The organism is Okeania sp. SIO2C9 (assembly GCF_010672455.1).
In the GTDB taxonomy this organism is placed as follows: Bacteria; Cyanobacteriota; Cyanobacteriia; order Cyanobacteriales; family Microcoleaceae; genus Okeania.
This window is the reverse complement of the sequence record NZ_JAAHGO010000253.1, coordinates 1-1,271: the sequence shown is the minus strand read 5'-3', so window position 1 is coordinate 1,271 and position 1,271 is coordinate 1. Positions and strand designations below refer to the sequence as shown.

The following is a 1,271-nucleotide window of genomic DNA, read 5'->3' as shown; positions in this document are numbered from 1 at the left end:
TCAGCAAGAGGCAATTAAAACAAGGAATTATTAATCTGAGTAAAACTGGGATTTATCTAAAAACTTTAGTGTCTGCTTCACAAATTAAACAAGTTCGTCTCGTTCCTAAACTTAATCATTATGTAATAGAGGTGATTTATGAAAAATGCGAAAAACAATACGAGCTAGAAAAAAATCGTTGCGCCAGTATTGATATAGGATTAAACAATTTAGCTACATTAACCTTTAATAACCGCCGGAATTAAACCAAAGAGTGATAAATGGCAGACCGTTAAAATCTATCAATCAATACTATAATAAAGTTAAGAGTTTCCTACAATCTCAACTCCAGGAAAATAGCTCGAGTAAGAGACTGAAAAAGCTGTGCAATAAAAGAGAATTTGCTCATCAACGATTATCTTGCGTATTGCGTCTCGTTTGATTATTGATACTCTCATTAATCAGAAAATAGGAACATTGATAATAGGGCACAATGAAGAATGGAAGCAGAAGATAAATTTAGGGAAAAGAAATATTTCATATTTTGTATCTGTTCCCTATTAACTTGTTAATAGAAATGTTATCTTATCAAGCCAAAATGTTAGGAATAGATGTAATTCTTACAGAAGAGTCTTATACCTCCGCATCAAGTTTTATAGATAATGATTTGATTCCTGTTTACAAGAAAGGTGAGAAAAATCAAGTCACCTTTTCAGGAAAAAGAATAAAGCGATGCAGCGCCGCCAAAGGGGGTTTCCCCCATGAGCGACTGCATCAAGACAAAGAGGAATGCAATCGTACCGCAAGCATTGGATTAATCAATGAGTCACGTGAACGGTTCTTTGAACATTATGAAAAAAGCAGCTCCCAAATGCATTTGACTATGGGATAGAGAAGCCAGTACGCCCTTGCGGGTCCCCCGACTTAAAGCAACTGGCGTGGTGTTGTAGTGCCTCCTCCGGAGGAGCTACGCTAACACGAGCGTCAGAGTAACACCTGCGACCGTGAGGATATGTCATATTTGACCATATTTTTATGAACTATTAGGTAAACCTTTTTTCATATACCATCTATGATATCAAATCCTGTAGCATTGGTGTAATTAGATTCTATAGTGTGGGTACCCACACTCTCTATCAATTATTCTAAGCGTGACAATAAATTGACCAAAAAATGAGGGTATGTGCCTCCCCTTTTAAGGGGATGAAAAAAATATTTAGTTCAGTATTTCAAGCCTCCGACTTCAGTCGGAGGTTCACTGATAACTGATAACTGATAACTGATAACTGAAA

General features: G+C 36.5%; 1 protein-coding gene and 1 pseudogene. Both read left to right on the top strand.

The window, feature by feature from the left end; all coding sequences use genetic code 11:
• Positions 1-245 (top strand): annotated as a pseudogene (locus F6K23_RS40770) (RNA-guided endonuclease TnpB family protein); the annotation flags it as partial.
• Between the two features lie 311 nt (positions 246-556).
• On the top strand, positions 557-871 hold the full coding sequence (locus tag F6K23_RS40765; protein WP_293166943.1) for a hypothetical protein: 315 nt from the start codon (positions 557-559) through the stop codon (positions 869-871).
• Positions 872-1,271 lie beyond the last annotated feature (400 nt).